At 33.0% G+C, this 20,742-nt stretch carries 15 protein-coding genes; 4 read left to right on the top strand and 11 right to left on the bottom strand.

Going from position 1 to position 20,742, the window contains the following annotated elements:
• Positions 1-2: 2 nt before the first annotated feature.
• The 6 genes from LL966_RS11480 to LL966_RS11455 form a co-directional block, all read right to left on the bottom strand.
• Positions 3-3,206, bottom strand: a complete 3,204-nt coding sequence (locus LL966_RS11480) for a TonB-dependent receptor (protein WP_229353305.1) — start codon at positions 3,204-3,206, stop codon at positions 3-5.
• Between the two features lie 190 nt (positions 3,207-3,396).
• Positions 3,397-4,572, bottom strand: a complete 1,176-nt coding sequence (locus tag LL966_RS11475) for a FecR family protein (protein ID WP_229353304.1) — start codon at positions 4,570-4,572, stop codon at positions 3,397-3,399.
• Between the two features lie 361 nt (positions 4,573-4,933).
• Positions 4,934-5,497, bottom strand: a complete 564-nt coding sequence (locus LL966_RS11470; RefSeq protein WP_229353303.1) for an RNA polymerase sigma factor — start codon at positions 5,495-5,497, stop codon at positions 4,934-4,936.
• Positions 5,498-5,860: 363 nt separating this feature from the next.
• On the bottom strand, positions 5,861-6,517 hold the full coding sequence (locus tag LL966_RS11465) for a hypothetical protein (protein ID WP_008466087.1): 657 nt from the start codon (positions 6,515-6,517) through the stop codon (positions 5,861-5,863).
• A 115-nt stretch (positions 6,518-6,632) separates the two neighbouring features.
• Positions 6,633-7,004: a YraN family protein gene (locus tag LL966_RS11460; protein ID WP_229353302.1), complete on the bottom strand. Its 372-nt coding sequence runs from the start codon at positions 7,002-7,004 to the stop codon at positions 6,633-6,635.
• Between the two features lie 165 nt (positions 7,005-7,169).
• On the bottom strand, positions 7,170-8,069 hold the full coding sequence (locus LL966_RS11455) for a S66 peptidase family protein (protein ID WP_229353300.1): 900 nt from the start codon (positions 8,067-8,069) through the stop codon (positions 7,170-7,172).
• 230 nt (positions 8,070-8,299) lie between these two features.
• Here LL966_RS11455 and LL966_RS11450 point away from each other — a divergent pair, with 230 nt between their 5' ends.
• The 3 genes from LL966_RS11450 (at position 8,300) to LL966_RS11440 (ending at position 10,496) form a co-directional block, all read left to right on the top strand.
• Entirely contained in the window at positions 8,300-9,394 is a 1,095-nt protein-coding gene (locus LL966_RS11450; protein ID WP_229353298.1) for an endonuclease/exonuclease/phosphatase family protein, read from the top strand.
• A gap of 120 nt (positions 9,395-9,514) precedes the next feature.
• The gene (locus LL966_RS11445; RefSeq protein WP_229353296.1) at positions 9,515-10,054 is read left to right on the top strand and encodes a 3-hydroxyanthranilate 3,4-dioxygenase; all 540 of its coding nucleotides are present in this window, start codon (positions 9,515-9,517) and stop codon (positions 10,052-10,054) included.
• A gap of 130 nt (positions 10,055-10,184) precedes the next feature.
• Positions 10,185-10,496 carry a hypothetical protein gene (locus tag LL966_RS11440; RefSeq protein ID WP_229353290.1) on the top strand — a complete coding sequence of 104 codons (312 nt, stop codon included), beginning with the start codon at positions 10,185-10,187 and terminating at the stop codon, positions 10,494-10,496.
• 350 nt (positions 10,497-10,846) lie between these two features.
• Here LL966_RS11440 and LL966_RS11435 read toward each other — a convergent pair whose 3' ends face one another.
• Positions 10,847-11,803 carry an MBL fold metallo-hydrolase gene (locus LL966_RS11435; RefSeq protein ID WP_229353288.1) on the bottom strand — a complete coding sequence of 319 codons (957 nt, stop codon included), beginning with the start codon at positions 11,801-11,803 and terminating at the stop codon, positions 10,847-10,849.
• 182 nt (positions 11,804-11,985) lie between these two features.
• Here LL966_RS11435 and amaB point away from each other — a divergent pair, with 182 nt between their 5' ends.
• A complete protein-coding gene (gene amaB, locus LL966_RS11430; protein WP_229353286.1) occupies positions 11,986-13,539 on the top strand; it encodes an L-piperidine-6-carboxylate dehydrogenase in 1,554 nt (517 codons plus the stop codon).
• 52 nt (positions 13,540-13,591) lie between these two features.
• Here the strand turns inward: amaB and LL966_RS11425 are convergent, their stop codons facing one another.
• From LL966_RS11425 to LL966_RS11410, 4 genes are all read right to left on the bottom strand, one after another.
• Complete coding sequence (locus tag LL966_RS11425) at positions 13,592-16,444, bottom strand: pectate lyase family protein (RefSeq protein WP_229353284.1); 2,853 nt, start codon at positions 16,442-16,444, stop codon at positions 13,592-13,594.
• 467 nt (positions 16,445-16,911) lie between these two features.
• A complete protein-coding gene (locus LL966_RS11420) occupies positions 16,912-17,682 on the bottom strand; it encodes a Bax inhibitor-1/YccA family protein (protein WP_229353282.1) in 771 nt (256 codons plus the stop codon).
• A gap of 157 nt (positions 17,683-17,839) precedes the next feature.
• A complete protein-coding gene (locus LL966_RS11415) occupies positions 17,840-19,231 on the bottom strand; it encodes an NADH-quinone oxidoreductase subunit N (RefSeq protein ID WP_229353279.1) in 1,392 nt (463 codons plus the stop codon).
• Positions 19,232-19,297: 66 nt separating this feature from the next.
• Entirely contained in the window at positions 19,298-20,737 is a 1,440-nt protein-coding gene (locus LL966_RS11410) for a complex I subunit 4 family protein (protein WP_229353277.1), read from the bottom strand.
• Between the last annotated feature and the right edge of the window lie 5 nt (positions 20,738-20,742).

Raw genomic sequence — 20,742 nt, 5'->3', positions numbered from 1 at the left:
TACTATTTAAATTTTACAGTCAAACCAAACGCCACGCTTCTGGTACGAGGGTAAATCCCTCTATCGCCACCGAAGTTATCACCACCACCGCTTACATTCAATTCTGGATCAATACCTGAATAATCTGTTATTAGGAACAAATTATTTCCTGTAAGTGAAAGTCTAATAGTATCAATATATTTATCTGTAAAACGGAAAGTATAACCCGCTGTAAGATTTTCTAAACGAACAAAAGAACCGTCTTCTAACCATAAATCAGAACCGTAAGGAGAAGTATAAATTCCTGTTTCTACAGCGCTCGCTAAAACATTCGATTTACCAATATTTTCCAATCTGCTTAAGTTAGAGCGTAATCCATTATAAATTTTATTTCCTCCAGAACCTCTCACTAACATAGAAGCATCGAAATTTTTATATCGGTAAGACGGATTAAAAGAGAAAGTGTAAGTAGGTAAAGCTGATCCTGCATAATAACGGTCTGGACTTTTAACTCCTTGATCGATTATGCCGTTTCCATCACGATCTAAAACAGTTTCAACATTGTTTTCGTTTTTGCCTGTATGTTCTAAAATATAAAACGCTCCAATTGGTTTTCCTTTTACTAAATAAGAGTTTGCTGCTCCCCACGGAACATAATCTGTATTTAAAGGAACTCCGTTAATGCTTCCGTTTAGATTAAGCACTTCGTTTTTCATAAAAGAAACATTTCCGCCTAAAGTAAGTGTGCTGTTTTGCGATTTAATCACATCATAAGCAAGCGAAACTTCGATACCTTTGTTTGAAATGCTTCCAACATTTGCCTTAATAGTATTGTAAGGATATGGAGGTTGAGGTACTGTATAATCAAACAATAAATCTTCTGTTTTTGAAGTATAAACGTCAACCGTTCCTCTTAGTCTATTGTTTAAAAGAGCGAAATCTAGACCTAAATTGGTTTGTTTTTTTGTTTCCCATTTCAAATCAGCATTTGAGTTTTGGTAAATGCTGTAATTGGTAATCGGCTGACCTCCAAAATATGTAATTCCTGAACTTCCGACCAATGAAAGTGATTGCTGAGGAAGAAGACCTTGCTGATTACCAGTTGCTCCATAACCAACGCGAACTTTTAACTCATTAAATAAATTTTGTTTCTGCATGAAAGGCTCTTTGTCGATTTGCCATGCAACAGATGCTGAAGGGAAATTCCCCCATTTGTTGTTTGCGCCAAATACAGACGAACCGTCACGACGAATACTCGCTGTTACTAAATAACGGTCTAATAAAGAGTAATTTACTCTCGCTAAAAAGGAAACTAACGTTCTGTCATTTTTATATGATTCAATATCTCCAGGTCGAATTTTAGTTAAATCTCCTAACTGAAGTGCATTAAACGTTGCCTGATCATTCATAAAACCTCTAACCTGTGCAAAATTTCCTTGATAAGCCTGATTTTGCCATTCGTACAACCCTAAAACATTTACGTTGTGTACGCCAAATGTCCTTTTGTAGTTTAAACTAAAGTTGGTTAGTTTTTCATTTTGTCTATTGTTTCTAACATTTCCATAACCATTTTGATCAATCGCATAAGCACTAGTAGAAACTACAGGAAGATAGTATCCTTCGGTTGTATTCGTTTTTCTCCAGCTTCCAAACCAGCTTGCCATTAAGCCTTTAGCTAAATCTAAATCTCCTTTTAAACTTGCAAATAAGTTGTCATTTTCACGTTCATTGGAAACTGTTTGTGCAGTTGCATATGGATTTAAATATTGAAATACGTTTGGATCTGTAAAATAAGTTCCATCTGTATTAAAAACTGGATCTGTTGGTCTAACTAAGTATGCATTTGTAATTAAATTTGAGGTATAAGCAGCCGTTCCAATACTTTGAATAATACTCGTTGTATTATTAATCCCTGTATTTAAATTAAAAGTCAATTTTAATTTATCATCCAAAGCCAATTGAGTTGCCTGAATGCGTCCGATATATTTTTTATTGTTTGAATTAATTACAACTCCATCTTGTAAAATTGCACTTAAAGAAGCTCGATAATTAAATTTATCTGTTCCTCCGCCAAAAGATAAAGTATGGGTTTGCGAAATTCCAGTTTGTGTTAAAAGTCCATACCAATCTGTATTTGAACCATGATTGGCAGATGCAGGAACACCAACACTTTGCGCCGCCGCCCACCATTCATCAGCATTTAACATATGTAATTTCTTTGGAATAAAATCTAAAGAAGTAGAACCAATATATTCCATTGTAGTTTTACCCGCTTTATTCTTTTTTGTCGTAATGATAAGCACACCAGGCGCACCGCGAGAACCATAAATTGCAGTTGCGGAAGCATCCTTTAAAATATCAAAACTTTCAATTTCGCTTGGCGGAACTTGATTTAATAAATCCATATTTCCTTGAATTCCATCTACAACTACCAAAGGATCACTTCCTCCAATTAAAGATGAAATTCCACGAATACGAACGCTTGGGCCATTACCTGGCTCACTTCCTAATTGCGTAATGTTAACTCCGGCTGCTTTTCCAGCAATTAATTGCAACGGATTCACAATCGCACCTTGATTCATATCTTTTGAAGCAATAGAAGAAACCGCACCCGTCACATCTCTTTTTGTAGATGTACCGTAACCCACTACTACAATTTCTTGTAAATCAGTCGCGTCTGGAAGAAGCTGAATATTGATTACACTTTGACTAGCGATAACTTTTTTCTCTTTATATCCCACAAAAGAAACTACAATAACAGATTGGCTGCTTTCAACAGTAAGTTTGTATTTACCGTCAAAGTCAGTTACCATTCCATTTTTCGTTCCTTCTTCAATCACAGAAGCTCCAGGCAAAGGCATTCCATTTTCATCCGTAATTACACCGGTTACGGTTTGTTTTTGAAATTCAATTACTTGTGTTTTAAGTTCTGGCTTTTTTAGAATAATTTGTGTATCACGAATTTTAAATTCGGTTGGGGTTCCTTTAAAAATTCGATCCAAAACAACATATATAGACTGATCTTTTACAGAAATTGAAACGGTTCGATCTAAGTCAATATCGTTCAATTTGTAAATAAATCTAAAGTCGGTTTTTTGCTCAATGGTCTCAATAACCTTTTCGATGGTTGAATTGTTTAATTCCAGAGTAACTTTTGTCTTTTGGGCATAAGTATTCCCTCTAATATTAAACATGGCGACCAAAATAAGTAGTGTAGTTAGTTTCAATTTTAGGTCTTTTTGGAACAATGAGTATAGAAACCCATTATTCTTAGATTTTTTTTTCATAATTTTGTTAATTGATTGTAGTTAATTCGTTATATTCAATCACTTAGTTAATCGGAAATTGTTCGCAGCTCTTTCCGATTTTTTTATTTAGCACTCTTTTTTCTTCATAATTTTGGGATGGTTTTAGTGGTTATTTAATTAGTATTTGATTGTTTTTTATGGTGTAATTGATGCCATGAATTTCGTTGAAATAACTCATCACATTGTCGATAGATTCTTCTTTAAAACTTGCGTTGAATTTTTCGTTAGCCAATTTTTCATTTTTATTGATAATCGTAACGTTGTAGCGTCTTTCCAGTTTGGTAATAATGTTTTTGAAAGTCATATTTCTAAAAGTCAATCCGCCATTTATCCATGAAGTATAGATTTCCGTAATAACTGGTTTTGTAAAGATTGAAGCATTTTCTTTGTTGAAACTTCCTCTATAACCGGGTTTCAAAATAGTATTTTTATTAGCATCAAATTCTTCGTTAGAACGGTACATTCCAACAGAACCTTCAACCAAAACAACGTCGGTAAGAGCATCTTCGGGATAATTAGAAACATTAAAATGAGTTCCTAAAACACGAACGTTTAATTCGTCAGCATTTACAATAAAAGGATGTTTTTTGTCTTTTGCGACATCAAAAAAAGCTTCGCCATCAAGAAATACTTGACGATTTTCTCCTGCAATAAATTTGACAGGATATCTCAAAGTGGTTCCAGAATTTAAATGAACCATAGTTCCGTCTGATAATTCTAAGCGAAATTTTTTGCCGTATGGAATTTTAAGTGTGTTGTAAACTAATTGATCAGAACCAGCTTCTTTTTCGTAAACCAATTTGTCTCCGTCTTGATTTCCAACAATATTTCCGTTTTTATCCTGAACTTTAACTTTGCCATTTTCAGAAATGATCTGAACAGTTCCATCCTCCATTTGTAAAACAATATCGGTACTTTTAAAATCGAAAGGAACTTCTGCAGGTTTATTCAAAAACACTTGTTTGTAAGCAAAACCAATTCCAAGTAAAACCAAAAGAGATGCAGCAATAGAAATGTATTTACGTCTATTCGATTTTTTAGGATGAAGTTCGATTACCGTTTCTTCTTTTGCAGTAGCTAAAATATTGTTGAAAATAGAATCTGCTTTTTGAGCCTCCATTTTTGGCATTTCGTTCAACAGCTTTTGAACGTCTTCTACAGTCGGAAAATCCTCCGTAAGATTAGTATTGCGGCAATAAGCAATTACTTGCTCAATTTCTTCGGCAGTACATTGATTGAGAATAAACTTTTGTAAAAGCGTTTTTATTTCAGAATTCGAATTCATTAAGAATGTTTTTAGGTTCTGTGTTTAGATAATACAGTTGAAAGAGATTTGAGTACTACTCAAACGTTGTAAATTTTTAAATTTTAACATTTTAGAAAAACAAAAAGACTTGTTAAGTGTTGATTTTGTGTGGATTAAAGTAAAAATATTGTTCAATTTTTAAACGAATTATTTTGTCATTTCGACCGAAGGGAGAAATCTCACTAGAAACTCCACAAAGAAATTGCCAATCTTTGTAGAAGTACGAGTGAGATTTCTCCCTTCGGTCGAAATGACAAAAATTTTGCGAAATTTAAAATGAGTACTAATCAAAAAAAAATCACTCCGAAGAGTGATTTTAATGGCATTATTGTGGTTTTGGTTAGATAATTTCATCGTGAAGTTGAAAAAAACCGCGCATCGATTCGAGCGCTTTACTCATCTGGTTCCGGACCGTATTTATTGAAATTCCTAGTTCCTTACTTATTTCTTCATAGCTCATTCCTTTTTTCCGGGACATCTTAAAAATCTGCCGTCGTTTTGGAGGAAGCCGCTTTATAGCTTGTTTTTGGAGTTTCTTGCAATCGGCTTCGCGAATGGAATAATCTCCGTATTCATGTGATTTCTGACTTTCATAAAAAACAGCTTCTTTTAAAAGAATTTCGTTTGCTGCTTTGTTCAAAACATTAAAAGCCTGATTTCTTGCAATGGTGAAAATATAGGCTTTAAATGACTGGTCTATATCTAAACTTTCGCGGTTGAGCCAAACCTTCATAAAAACATCCTGCACATTCTCTTCTGCCGCCTCTTTTGATTTTAAAAGACTAATGCTGTAACCATAAATATCTTGGTGGTATAAATCAAAAAGTTTTCGAAAAGCTTTTTCGTTTCCGTTTTTGAGTTCACTCACCAATAATTTTTCACTATGGTTTGCTGCTTCTAACAATTTAATTCGCTTTATTTAATTCTAATGGTATTAAACTATCAAAATAGAGGTCTGGTGTCTGACTTCTTGGCAAATATATAAAAATATTATTCGCAACAAATCATATATAAAAAAACTTAATTCATATTTTTTGTTAGTTTTTTAAATCAAACAGTCAAAAACAACTGGCAAGTGGCTTTTATACAAGTAAGTGTTATTATGACGCTTTACCTCAAGAAAATTTATTAAGAATTTGACTTTTGAGAATATTCTTATGTAAGAAATATGAAATTAAGATTTACGCTGCGTACATTCAAAAAAAAATCCTTTCGTCTTCCTAAAAAGAACAAAAGGATTTCAATATATATAACTCTGATTTTCGAATTAGTTTTTCAAGTCTTTAATTACTTTAAAAGCAACATCAACTTGATCTTCTCCAACTAAAATGGTAAATTCATTTGAAGTAGAAATAACTTCGTTTATAATAATTCCTTCCCAAGCTAAACGTTGGAAAATGAAGTAGTAAATACCAGGAACAACGATATTTTCTTTTGGTAATTTTACTGTAATTGAAGCTAAATTATCTAGTTTCTGAATCAATTTCTCTCTCATAAAATGTTTTTCAACTAAGTGATTCACACTGCTGCTGACAACGATATTAGTTTCGTTTACACCACGAGATGAGGTATAAAAAATGTCAGATAAAGCATTAATATCAGAAATTAAATCTGCTTGTTTGTTTAGAACAGTTTCAGAAGCTGCAAATGTGTAATCTGTAAGCTCAGAACGAACTGTAATTTCGCCGATGTTTTTGATTACTTTATTGATTTTGTGGTTTAATTTAAAATCTAGTTCTTCTGTCAGTCGTTTTAAAGACATTACTACAGCGCCTTGTTTTACTTCTTTTCCAAACTCACTTTCTAATTCGGTCATAATATTTCGCGAAAGTGAAGTCAGATTAATAATTCCGAGCGAGAGGGCATTTAATAAAAATGGTTTTGTTTTAATGTAGTTTTCTACAATAGAAGACACAGTTTTCATAATTTTTTTTTTTTTGTAATTCGGTTGGTTGTTAATTTAACATTGCGATGTTATAATTCTCTGCAAATATAAATAAAAAAACAAATTGTTACAATTATAACAATAGAAAATTATGTTAAAAATGATAAAAAGCATCAGTAAGATGTTCAATTGCAAATGATTCGCCATTTTTATGAATGCCAATGATGTCAAAACGGATTTCTAAATCATCTTTAAAATCCTTTTCCCTATCGTTTATGTAGGCATTTACTGCTTTTATGAGTAATTGAATTTTTTTTGGCTTCACAAAATCCTGCGGAGAACCAAAATCTAGGCTTGAACGTGTCTTTACTTCAACAATTGCTAAAATGGAATCTTTCTGCGCAATTATGTCTATTTCTGCCTTTTGGTAAACAAAGTTTCGATCTCTAATTGTGTATCCATTTTCTTCCAGATGTGCAACAGCCAAATCTTCTCCTAATTTCCCTAAATCATTATGTTCTGCCATGGTTTTTTGTTTCGAGTTTAAAGTTTCAAGTTTCAAGTTGTTCGCTTGATGTTTTTTGCACGCAAAGACGCGAAGTCGCAAAGTTTTAAGTACCCTTTGCGACTTCGCGTCTTTGCGAGATTTTAATATGTGGTATTTTAAGTTTCCTTAAAAAGGATTGTAGTTTTATCTTTTAAAAGTAAGCGTACTTCCAGTAGCAGTAACTTCCATCGTAACGGTATTTCCCATAATTAAAGCTCTGTTATCTCTAATATGACCAGCTGGGAAATTAAAAATTACAGGAATATTGTATTTTTTAGTAACGTCATCGATAATCTCTAAAGCATTTTTGCCCCACGGAACTTCATTGTCTTTCATGCTTGTCATGCCGCCAATAATAATTCCTTTTAGATTTTCGATGCATCCATTTCTTTTCAAATTCATCATCATACGATCAATATGATACAGATATTCATCTAAATCTTCAATAAATAATATTTTATCTCGACAGTCAATTGCAGACGGAGATCCTAATAAACTATATAAAATAGATAAATTACCTCCAACTAATTCGCCCGTAGCATTTCCAAAACGATTCATTGCAGTTGGGCTAATAGAATACGAAACTGGCTCTCCAAACAAACTTGCTTTTAAGGAACTTACAGCATCTGGCGTTGCTCTAGGAACCGTTACGGGCATAATTCCGTGAAGTGATTTGTAACCCATTGTATTCAGATGATTGTGCAAAACGGTAACATCACTAAATCCAATAACCCATTTTGGATGTTGTTTGAATTTAGTAAAATCTAATAAATCTAACATTCTCACCGTTCCATATCCACCCCTAACGCACCAAATTGCTTTAATGTTCGGATTGTCTAATTGCTTTTGAAAATCTGCAGCTCGTTGTTCGTCAGTTCCTGCCAATTGGTGATAATCTAATCCGATTGTTGATCCAACAATGGCTTCTAATCCCCAGCTATGCAATAAGTCAATAGTTGGTTTTAAGTTATCGTCGATATTTTTTCGAGCAGTTGCTAAAAGTGCAACAGTATCTCCTTTTTGTAAATAAGGCGGTGTTATCATGTTTTGTTGAGATTGACAAGTGAACGATTGAAAAGCAAAAATAAGAAATGCGACTTTATAATAGGGAAAGAGTTTTTTATTGAAGAAAGAGTTTTTCATTGCCATAAGTTGTTTGCTTTTTCATTTTGAATGAAAAACAAATATAGAAAATTTAGAGCTTAAAATTATTTGAATTTTCTTACAATTAAATAAAATGCTTAATATTGAAAGTTTTTTTTAAAGTAAAATATATGAAGTCGATTAGAATTAGTTTTTGCATCATAATGCTTGGCGTATTTCAAGCTTATTCGCAATCAAAAAAATACAAAATACATAGTATTGCCTTTTATAATCTTGAAAATTTATACGACACTGTAGATGATGCTTTTACAAACGATGATGAATGGACACCTAATGGAAGTCAGCATTGGACAACAGAAAAATACGAACAAAAATTAAAAAATCTAGCGAGAGTAATTTCTGAAATTGGAACGCCTGAAAATTCTAATGCACCGGTTTTATTAGGCTGTGCTGAAGTAGAAAATCGGGTCGTTTTAGAAGATTTAATTAAAGAACCAAAATTACAGCAATTTGATTTCGGAATTATTCATTTTGATTCGCCAGACAAACGCGGAATTGATGTGGCATTGCTTTATCAGAAAAAGTATTTCCGTCCGACTTCCTTTTCCAATATTCCTTTAATTATTTATAAAAAGAATATTCCAAAAGCAGAAGTACAGTCCGAAATTTTAGACGATGAAATAGAAATTAAAAAAGAAAATAAAAATCGTGTTTTTACACGAGATCAGCTTTTGGTTTCCGGTTTTTTAGAAAATGAAGAAATACATATTATTGTTAATCATTGGCCATCAAGATCTGGTGGCGAAAAAGCGACAACGCTATTTCGGGAAGCGGCTGGAAAATTAAACCGAAAAATTATTGATTCCTTACAGCAGATTAATCCAAAAGCAAAAGTGATGACAATGGGAGATTTTAATGACGGCCCGCTCAATAACAGCATAAAAATAGCTTTAGGAACAGAAGGAAGAAAGAATGAAGTATTAGAATTTGGTGTTTTTAATCCGTTTGAAGAAATGGCCAATAATGGAATGGGAACAATTGCTTTTCGGGATTCGTGGAATATTTTCGATCAAATTATGATGACTAAATCTTTTCTTGAATCAGATTTTTCGAATTTTAGTTTTTGGAAAGCAGGAATTTTTAAGGCTCCATATCTTATTGAGACTTCGGGACAATATAAAGGTTATCCGTTGCGAAATACTTTGGCGAAGGCAGGTTTTAGCGATCACTTTCCCGTTTATGTTTATTTGATAAAAGAATTTTAATGTAGAAACGCACCGCAGTGCGTCTAACTTTTTTCTCGAGATGAAATTAGAAACCTACAGACGCACTGCAGTGCGTCTCTACAAATTCATTACCTTAGCTTTTCATAAATTTTGAATAAAATGGCTATAGCAAAACCTTTCAACCTAACTAAATGGATTGACGAAAACCGTCATTTACTAAAACCACCAGTTGGAAATAAAAACCTTTATGTAGATTCTGGAGATTATATTGTAATGATTGTGGCGGGACCAAACGCTAGAAAAGATTATCATTACAACGAAACAGAAGAGCTTTTTTATCAATTAGAAGGCAGTATAAAAGTCGTTATTCAGGAAGATGGCGAGCGTAAAGAAATGGAACTCAATGCTGGCGATATGTATTTGCATCCGGCTAAAGTGCCACATTCTCCAGTTCGCTCAGAAGGCTCAATAGGTTTAGTTATTGAGCGTAAACGTGCAGGTCAAGGTTTTACAGATGGATTGCTTTGGCATTGCGATAATTGCAATCATAAACTTTACGAAGTATATTTTGAACTTCATAATATAGAAAAGGATTTTCTTCCTCACTTCGAACATTTTTACAATTCAGAAGAATTACGAACTTGCGATAATTGCGGAACCATGATGGAAAGTGATCCTAGGTTTGTGGCTAAAAAGTAATATATAATAACAGTATCGAACCCGACAAGTTTTTAAAACCTGTCGGGTTTACTTTTTTTGTTAAAAGAGATAATTTTGTATCATTTTTGATATATATTTGTATCATAAACGTTATTAAAAAGTAATATAAATGATACAAGAAATTATCGCATACAAAAATATAGTTGAAAATATTGAGAGTCTAATTGATAAATCAACTTATAAGAGAAACTATATTATTGAAAAAGTTGGTATTTCGAGTCCAACGTTTTATAGAAAATTGAAATCACATTCATTTACTCCTGATGAAATGTTTTCAATTGCAAAAATTCTTTCTCCAGAGGAAAATTTTAAAATACAATTAAAAGCCGACATTGCACAGGGGAAACTTGATTATATAAATGGAGATTATATAACTCATGAAGAAATGCTTGCAGAATTAAAAAGTAAAAATCTTATCTAAAAATTTTGCAGATTTAAAAAACTCAAAGGCTTTTGACGATTATTTGAGAAAGCTATTAATATTATGTCATCTTCGTTTATTTCATAATATAATTTAACCTGTTTTGAAAGAACAATTTCTCGGCATTCCAGTTTTGCATTGTATTTGCCCAATTCAGGATTATTTTCGAGTAAATTGATAATATGCAAAGAGTCCTTTATGAATTTTTGTAATATCGCTAAAGTCCAATATTGTTCTAAATAATATTGAATGTTATAAAATGTATAATTCGCTTTTTTTGACCAAACAATTCTCATTATAAAGTTTAGATTATCTGGTAAAAATATAAAAAATAACTTACAAAATAATTTCTATAACTCGAACTTTTTCCCTTGTTCCGGATAAATAATCTTCAACCCTAAATCATTTTGCGTTTTTAACTGATCTTTGATTTTGGCAATATTCTTTGCTGGGGGCTTCAAATGTGTAATAATGATTTTGAAGTTTTCTAAAGAACCTTTTCCTGCCAAATCTTCTAGAACATGAAGTTCTTTCATTAAATAATTTGGAGTTAAATGACCAAATAAAAATTTATCTGGTTGTTCATTTGGAAATGAAACTTCAATAAAAATTCCTTTCAATTGTTTTGCTTTAACTAATGGCGCAATTGCTGTCCATAAATCACGAAGATTATTGCTTTTTTCTACTTCATCTGGACCTGTATCTCCTAAATATAAAGCGTAATTGTTTTCGCTTTTAATTAAAAAAGCAGTACTCTCAAACGGATTGACATGACTTAAAGGAAAAGCTTTAACAGTCATAGTTGTGTTGGTAAGAGGAGTTTCTTCATTTAAATTTAAAGTCTGAAAATGATATTTTTTTAAAGGAAAACCTAGACCTGCATCTCCAAAATTTGCCCAAGTTTGATCGTTGAAATAGTGATTTTCCATCATTTCCATACATTTATTTGTAGCATAAACTGTCTTTGAAGAATCGGCGGGAGAATTAATAATCAAACCCGAAACATGATCTAAATGCGCATGAGAAATCAAATAGCCTTTTATGTATTTTTTTAAAACTTCGCTAACAGAAACTTTAAAAGTTTTCTTTTCGATTGCTTTTTCAATTCCGGCATTTATTGTTCCCGCATCCAAAGAAATAAAATCATTTGTGTTTGAAGGGGCAAGTAAATAAGCCGATAGATTTTTTTCGTCAATTCCGCCTTTTACTCCTAACGGAACTACTTGAAAAGAAGATTTGTCTTTTTGAGAAAAAACATTTGTAGAAATTAAAAGAAAGCAAAGTAGAAGTGAACCAAAAAATTTCATATTTTTTTATTTGAGAATGCAAATTTCATTAAATAAACTGAATAAATAGGAACTTTACTTCTCTTATTAGTATTAAATAACCTTAAATTTACTCTCATTTATGAATTAAGTTTCAATCAAAATTAATTTTAAAACAATATCTTTACAATAAAAATATAACAATTTTAACCAAAAAAGTTACAATGACAACAATAGCATCACAATTTGGAATGACGGAAGCTCTTGAAAAATTGGGCATCAAAACGATAAATGAAGGGACATCAACAGGGATAAATAACTTTTCTTCTGGAGAAATCTTAGAAAGTTATTCGCCAGTTGACGGCAAACTAATTGCTTCTGTAAAAATGTCTACAGCTCAAGATTATGAAAAAACAATCCAAAAGGCTGCTGAAGCTTTCAAGACTTTTAGATTGATTCCAGCGCCACAGCGTGGTGAAATTGTGCGTCAGTTTGGAGAAAAATTGCGTGAGAATAAAGAAGCATTAGGTAAATTGGTTTCTTACGAAATGGGAAAATCATTGCAGGAAGGATATGGAGAAGTTCAGGAAATGATTGATATCTGCGATTTTGCTGTTGGTTTATCTCGTCAATTGCACGGATTAACTATGCATTCTGAAAGACCAGGGCATCGTATGTATGAGCAATACCATTCTTTAGGAATTGTCGGAATTATTTCTGCCTTTAATTTCCCAGTTGCGGTTTGGTCTTGGAATACAGCGCTGGCTTGGATTTCTGGTGACGTTTGTGTTTGGAAACCTTCTGAAAAAACTCCCCTTTGCGGTATTGCATGTCAAAATATAATTGCTCAAGTTATTAAAGAAAATGATCTTCCAGAAGGAATTTCTTGTTTAATAAATGGAGATTTCAAAATCGGAGAATTAATGACTGCAGATACGCGTATTCCGCTTATTTCTGCAACGGGTTCAACTCGAATGGGAAAAATTGTTGCACAAGCCGTTGCCGGTAGATTAGGAAAATCACTTTTAGAATTAGGAGGAAACAATGCTATTATAGTAACTCCAGATGCAGATATAAAAATGACGGTTATTGGTGCTGTTTTTGGAGCTGTAGGAACGGCTGGACAACGCTGTACTTCTACTCGAAGATTGATTATTCATGAAAGTATTTATGATAAAGTGAAAGACGCTTTAGTAGCTGCATATAAACAATTACGAATCGGAAATCCGCTTGACGAAAATAATCACGTTGGACCGCTGATTGATACTCATGCTGTTGAAATGTATGCGGCAGCTTTGAATAAAGTTGTGGCTGAAGGCGGAAAAATTTTAGTTGAAGGCGGAGTGCTTTCGGGAGAAGGTTACGAAAGTGGTTGTTATGTAAAACCAGCAATCGCAGAAGCCGAAAATTCATTTGAAATTGTACAGCATGAAACCTTTGCTCCAGTTTTATATTTGATTAAATATTCTGGTGAAGTTGAAAATGCGATCGAAGTGCAGAATGGTGTTGCGCAAGGTTTATCTTCTGCAATCATGACGAATAATTTACGTGAAGCCGAAAGATTTTTATCTGTTACGGGTTCTGATTGTGGAATTGCAAACGTAAATATTGGAACTTCTGGTGCAGAAATCGGTGGTGCTTTTGGCGGAGAAAAAGAAACTGGAGGCGGACGCGAATCTGGTTCTGATGCATGGAAAATTTATATGAGACGCCAAACAAATACAATCAATTATACAACAAATCTTCCTTTAGCTCAGGGAATTAAATTTGATTTATAGGTTTAGATTATAAGAGAAAAAGGCTTCCAATTTTGGAAGCCTTTTTTAGTTTTTATTTTTTAATTAGTGTTTGGTTAAATGATCCGTCTGCTGTGTAAATTTTGGCTAGATAAGTTCCAGGAATTAGACTGCTGGTATCAATGCTTTCAGATTTTCCAGATGTAATTACCAAATTTCCAGAAATATTGTAAATAAGTATTTTTTCTACTTTTTGATTGGCATCAGATACATGTAAAGTGCTTGAAAAAGGATTTGGATACAATACGATTTTAGTATTTTCAATTACTACAGAATCTGTTACTGGTGCAACTTTTAAAGTAGTTCCTCCGCTGTAAGCTGTACTGATATAAAACAGATTAGCGACAGAACCTTTTGTTATAGTGTGCGAACCAGCAGCAATAGATGCAGTGACAATACCGGCAGAAGCTGTGTATGACACATTATCTACTTTGATAGTTCCTGTAAAATTAGAGTCAAAAACTAAAGTTAAAGTTGATGAACTTGTAGTTGTATATGTTATCGTTGTATTTGATTCAATTTTTAAGCGTTCTGTTAATGTTAATCCGTTATAAGTTACAGATCCAGTCGTAGAATTCATATTTCCAGTGATAGAGTAGAAGCTGCTCGTTTTACCTGAGGTAGTAAAATTATGAATTTCATTTCCTCCACCAGATCCTGTTGTAACTGTTATATTTCCTGATACTGTTACTGGAGAGCCTGCAGTTCCTGAAGTCGTTATAGAATAAGAAACATTTGCTGTTGGCGTACCAGAAATTGTAACCGTTTTTGATGTTGAATTTTTTACAAAAGTTAATCCAGAGGCAGGTAATCCTGTAACGGTTGCGTCAGTTGCATTTCCGCCCCAAGTAAATACAATAGAAGCAATTGCAGTTCCAGAAGAAACAGTTTGATTATTGTTTCCTGTAGAAGTTAAAGTTTGATTTCCAGCTGCAGTAACTGTCACCGTTCCTGAGCCAGAGGCAGGCGCACCACTAGTTCCAGAAGTTGCAATCGAGTACGAAATTGTTGCAGTTGGAGTTCCCGAAATAGTTATGGTCTTAGCTGTTGAATTTTTTACAAAAGTCAATCCAGAAGCTGGTAATCCTGTTACAGTTGCATCTGTTGCGTCTCCTCCCCAAGTAAATACAATTGCAGTAATTGAGGTACCGCTAACAACTGTTTGATTGTTGTTTGAAGAAGATGTTAAAGATAGCGTTTGGGTTCCAGCAGGCGGATTTCCTTCTCCTTGTACAGAAACTACTGTTCCAGTGTAGTTGGTAAGTGCCGATTTTAGTGCTGTAATAACTAATGAAGAAGTATCGTCAGTTGCGTTGTTGAAAGTCCATTGTAAATCTCCTCCAGTAATACGACCCGCATATTGCATGGTTTTGGTTTTAGCTGCAGCAGGCTGATCGATCACCAAGTTTTTTACATATAATGCAGCGTCAGTATCGAAGTTGTTATAAGTATTTGCACCAGATTTAGATTTTACAGTATTGCTAACTACTTCTCCTCTTGTAGCAGCTAGATAAGCATCGAAATCTGTTGTAGAACTAATTTTTCCAGATATATTATATAATGGATTTGTATCATTATAAGCCACAAAACGCATATTGTTTGTTCCATTTGAAGCATCAAATATATTGTTAAAGGCTTTTATGCTTCCGCCTGCTTCGCCAGAAAAAGTTCCCATTGTTCCAGCATTATTGACTTGATTGGTTTCATCCCAAATGTCAGAACCCTGAAGCGATGTTAGCATCGGATGTTTACTATTTCTAAAGTAATTTCCCTCAACAAAAAGAGAAGAACCCATTGTAGATCCTGCTCCGTATTTAGAAACACCATCATAATAATTATTATAAATGTGTGCTGAATAATAGCGAACGCGCGGATGACGAGAATCAGAATGATCAAACCAGTTGTGATGGTAAGTGATATATAATCCAGAAGTTGTTCCTTCACTTAAACACAATAAACTCGCTTTGCCATTATCCCAAAAGTGATTGTAAGAAAGTGTAATATACGTCGAAGTTTTATTGTCTAAAGCGCCATCACCTTTTATCTGGTCGGCATCACTTCCTGCATTTCCATAGAATAAATCACAGTTGTGAACCCAGATATGATCATTATCTTGTTGCATTCCAACATTGTCTCCCGCTGTACTGTCACAATTCATGAATCCGATGTTGTTTACTTCAATATTCGAAGCAGATTTAAGACGTACGCCCCAGCCATTTGCAACGGCATCATTACCAATACCTTCAAAAGTAACATAACTTGAAGCGTTGTTATTATTTTCTATAACGACGTCGCCACCTTCCATAACAGTCATATCGGTTATATTTCCAATTAAGCGAATGATAAACGGTCGAGTATCTTTTCCTTTTTTGATAGCATAAAGAATATTTTGTAAACCAATGCAAGGATTTGAACTTGCCCCATTAATATTCATGGAAATTGTGTTTTTTGTATTTTGCGTAATGTAAAGTATTACCGCATTATCCTTTGGAGTTCCATCGGCTTTATAACCTCCTGGAGTGCGGCCGCCTTCAAAAGCAAAGCCATTTCTATCGTGAGCAGATACTGTTAAAGTTCCTGTAGTAGCGCCAGTTCCTTCTGTTCCATTCACAACTGGTTTTACTTTCACAGTGTAAGATCCTGCTTTAAGACCCGGAATATCAGCACGGAAATAAGAACCATAACTTCTAATAAGCTGATCGTCTATTTTCTTGTCTGTAAATCCGTTACCAGTGTAATACACATTGTAAGTTTGTGCTCCACTGACAGGTTGCCATTTTACAAATGCGGTTTCTAACCAGCCCGATGCTTCATTAATTTGAATAGTTTGTGCCCATAGCTGTACGGTCATGAGAAAGACCGCTACGAAAAGTAGGTTTTTTTTCATAAGTGTTTGTTTAAGATAGTTAATAATAAGTAAGTGGCTTTACTTTCAACTACAAGTGATTTAATTGTAATCGATTACACAAAATTATATAATAATTTTTATTAATATAATTTTTTGTTGAATATTTAAATAATAATTTATTTATAAAGCTATTTGGTTGTTAAAAATGTAATAAATTGCATAAATTGTAATTTATTACATGGTTGTTTTTTTGCTAAAAACGTTATAGTCATTAGCTTTTAAGAATTTTACTGAATTAGGATCAATAATGTATTAAAATGATAATAAATTTTAATTACATAAATTACATTTTAATTTTTATAGGAAAAATATTCTGTTTTGTTTTTGAATAAAAGAATATTCTGAAATTTTTTTAGATAATTTGTATTGAAAATTAAAAATTTGAAAGAAAAAAAGCCTTTTTGATTTACTCAAAAAGGCTTTAGTTTTATTATTAAGAAAGAGTATTAGTCTTTGCTTGAAAGTTTTAATAGAAGTCTTAAGAATTCGATATACAACCAAACTAATGTAATCATTAATCCCATTGCTCCATACCATTCCATAAATTTTGGCATTCTTTCTCTTGCACCTTTTTCAATTAAATCAAAATCTAAGAATAAATTAAGAGCGGCAATAATAATAACAAAGACACTGATACCAATGCTTGCCATAGAATTTCCATAGTGTATAGGTTGAAAATTGAAAACCAATGAAGCAAGCCAAGAAAATAAATAGTAAGTTGCGATTGCTAATGTTGCAGCAACAACGACAGATTTAAATTGTTCTGTAACTTTAACGATTTTGAATTTGTATAATCCAAGACAAACTAAAAAAGTAACCAAAGTTGCTCCAACAGCATTGATAACAATTCCAGGAAATTTTAATTCAAAGATGGCAGAAATTCCTCCAATAAATAAACCTTCAAATAAAGCATATCCTGGTGCTAAATAAGGTGAAGCTTGAGGTTTAAAAGCAGAAACAATAACAAGTATGAAAGCAACAATTGCGCCTCCAATAGTTGGAAGCATTGGATTTATTTCATTGAATGCCATCCACCATGTTACCATAGCAGCTCCACATAAAATTAAAAATAAAATAGCAGTTTTGTTGATTGTTCCTGATACCGTCATTTCTTGATTGTAATCAATAATCTGAGCTTGGTGTACTTCAGTTCTAGGTTCAGCATTAGATGAAAAACGCTTACTGTTTAAGAATGGGTTTTTTGAATTAAAGTTCATAATATAATACATTTAATTGAACTCAAATATATGGAGATTTTTTGAAGTGCAATTCTGAGATAGAATTTTTTAACATGAATTTCTCTTCTTTATTTATCATAAAAAAAAATCCACCAAAATTAATTTGATGGATTTCCTTATAATGTTATATTTTATCTTATTGTAATAAATCTAAAACCAAAGAAGGGAATAAACCTAAAGCAATATTTAAAACAATTGATACTACAGCTGTAGCATAAATAAGGAATGGTCTTCCTGTTCTTTCTTGATTAGGTTCTTTAGAATACATTGCAATGATCAGTTTGAAATAATATCCAACACTAATGATAGAATTGATTACCGCAACGATTACTAAACCAATATATCCTGCTTGAATTGTTTGATTGAATAAGAACAACTTAGCAAAGAATCCAGAGAAAATAGGAATTCCAGCCATTGATAATAATGAAGCCGTTAAAACTGCAGCCAATAGCGGATTTGTTTTTCCTAAACCGTGGAAGTTTGTAATATCTTCATTATCTTGATCTCTGCATACATATAAAATCACACTGAAAGCTGCGATTCCCGCTAATGCATAAGCAGCAGTGTAGTACAATAAAACTCCAGCTGATGCTGAAACAGTTAACAATGTCATTAACATGAAACCTGCGTGAGAGATTCCAGAGAAAGCAAGCATACGTTTTACGTTTACTTGTCTAAGTGCCATAATATTACCAACAGACATTGAAGCAATAGAAATAATAACCACTATAACTTCAAAAGTATGCAATAGATCTTGATTTTCTAATGAAGAAATGAAGTTCATGCCAGCAATCAGTTTAAATAAAGTTGCAATTGCGACTACTTTTGCTAATGTACTCATTAAAGCAGTTGTTAGTGCAGGAGAACCTTCATAAACATCTGGAGCCCAGAAATGGAAAGGAACAGCAGCTACTTTAAATAACATTCCAACAACCATTAAAATCATTCCGATTGGAAACCAGATTGGTAACTCTGCAGACAAAGCACTTTCGTGAATTTCGCTGATATCAAAGCTTCCCATAGCGCCGTAGATCAAACAGATTCCGAATAATATAATTCCTGATGCGAAAGATCCCATTAAGAAATACTTCATACCTGCTTCGTTACTTTTAATATTCAAACGATCACTTGCAGCAAGTACATATAATGCAATAGATAAGATTTCAATTCCTAAAAAGAACATCGCTAAGTTTCCAAAAGAAACCATTGCTACAGCTCCAGCTAATAAGAATACTTTAATTGCAATGAAATCTGAAATTTTCGTTGGGTGATTTTGGTAAAAATTGTGACTTAACGCTACAAGGAAAATCGTCAAAACGATAAACAATGATGAAAAAGCTGTAGAAAACTTACTCACTGCTATCATATTGTTGTAATAACTTTGTTCTGTTCCAAATTCACAGTAATTAAGTGCCAATACGCCTATTAAACCCAAAATGGTAATAGGGACTATGGCCTTTCTTATATTAAGAATTTCAAACAATAGGCAGAAAATACCCAATCCTGTTATAGCTATTAATGTATTCATTTTTATCTTTTTGATTTAGGATTTCAATTTTTAAGTGGAATCCTAATTTATTTTTTGTTTAAAATATTAGTTCTTATTGATAACTTGTAAAATAGTTTCCAAGCTAGGTGTAATCAAATCTGTGATTGGTTTTGGATAGAAACCAAAGAATAATAAAACTGCAATGATTGCCGCAAATGAAACTCCTTCGTTAAGCGTAACATCAGAAAAAGTTTTAGAATTAGTTTCACCTAACATAACATGCTGGAACATTCTTAACATATAGTAAGCTCCTAAAATGATAGTTGTTCCGCCAAGAATAGCAAACCAAATATTGATTTGAGATAAACTGTACAATACGGTAAACTCTCCAACAAAGTTAAATGTACTTGGTAATGCAACAGAAGCTAATACTAAGATTAAAAACATTGATGTGAATTTTGGAGACTGAGTACGGATTCCGCCCATTTCTTCAATTTCTCTAGTTTCATATCTTCTGAAAATTACTTCAGCAGCAAAGAATAATCCCACTACAACGAAACCGTGAGCAATCATTTGCAAAACAGCTCCTCTTAAACCATCAAGAGTTAAGGTGTAAGATCCCGCAGCAATTAAACCAACGTGAGCAAGAGAAGAATAAGCCAATAATTTTTTCAAATCTTTTTGTCTCAATGCAACAATTGATCCGTAGATTACGCCAGCAATTCCTAAAGCAATAAAAATATTCATGTATTCTTTTGCAGCTAAAGGCGCAATTGGCAATTGCCAACGAAGTACACTGTATAATCCCATTTTTAACATGATACCAGATAAAAGCATTGTTCCAACAGTTGGTGCTTTTTGGTATACATTTGCTTGCCAAGTATGGAAAGGAATAATTGGAATTTTGATAGCATAAGCTAAGAAGAAAGCCAAGAAAATCCAGAATTGCTCGCAAGCAGATAAGTTTACTTTATATAAATCTTCGATTAAGAAAGAACCTGCTTTTTGATATAAATAAATAAATGCAGTTAACATGAATAACGAACCAGCAAGTGTGTAAATAAAGAATTTAACCACTGCTTTTCTGCGTTCTTCAGCGTCGCCATTACCCCAGATTAAAGCAATAAAGTAGATTGGAATAAGTGCTAATTCCCAGAAAATATAGTATAAAAGACCATCAGCTGCTAAGAAAGTCCCGACCATAGCAAATGCCATAAACAAGATTAGAGCATAAAAGCCTTTTGCATTTTTATATTCATTTCCGAAAGAAGAAAATATGATTATCGGAGTTAAAGCTGCGGTTAATAAAACCATTGCAAGCCCAAGTCCATCACCGTTTAAAGCGAATGAAATTTTAGGGTGATTAATCCAGCTGTTGATTAGGCTGATATTTTCGCCAGCGTTATAATTATTCAATAATACAATTGAACATCCTAAAGCAGCTAAACTAAAAAGTAAAGCAACTTTTGAAGCTAGTTTGTCACCAGAAAAGTAAGTGGCAAATGCACCAATTAAAAGTATAATTAATATAGTAGAAACGTTCATAGTAA

Origin of the sequence: Flavobacterium chungbukense, from assembly GCF_020805785.1 — a bacterium.
Lineage (GTDB): Bacteria > Bacteroidota > Bacteroidia > Flavobacteriales > Flavobacteriaceae > Flavobacterium > Flavobacterium chungbukense.
Note: the sequence above shows the minus strand (reverse complement) of the source record. Positions and strands in the feature narration are given on the sequence as shown.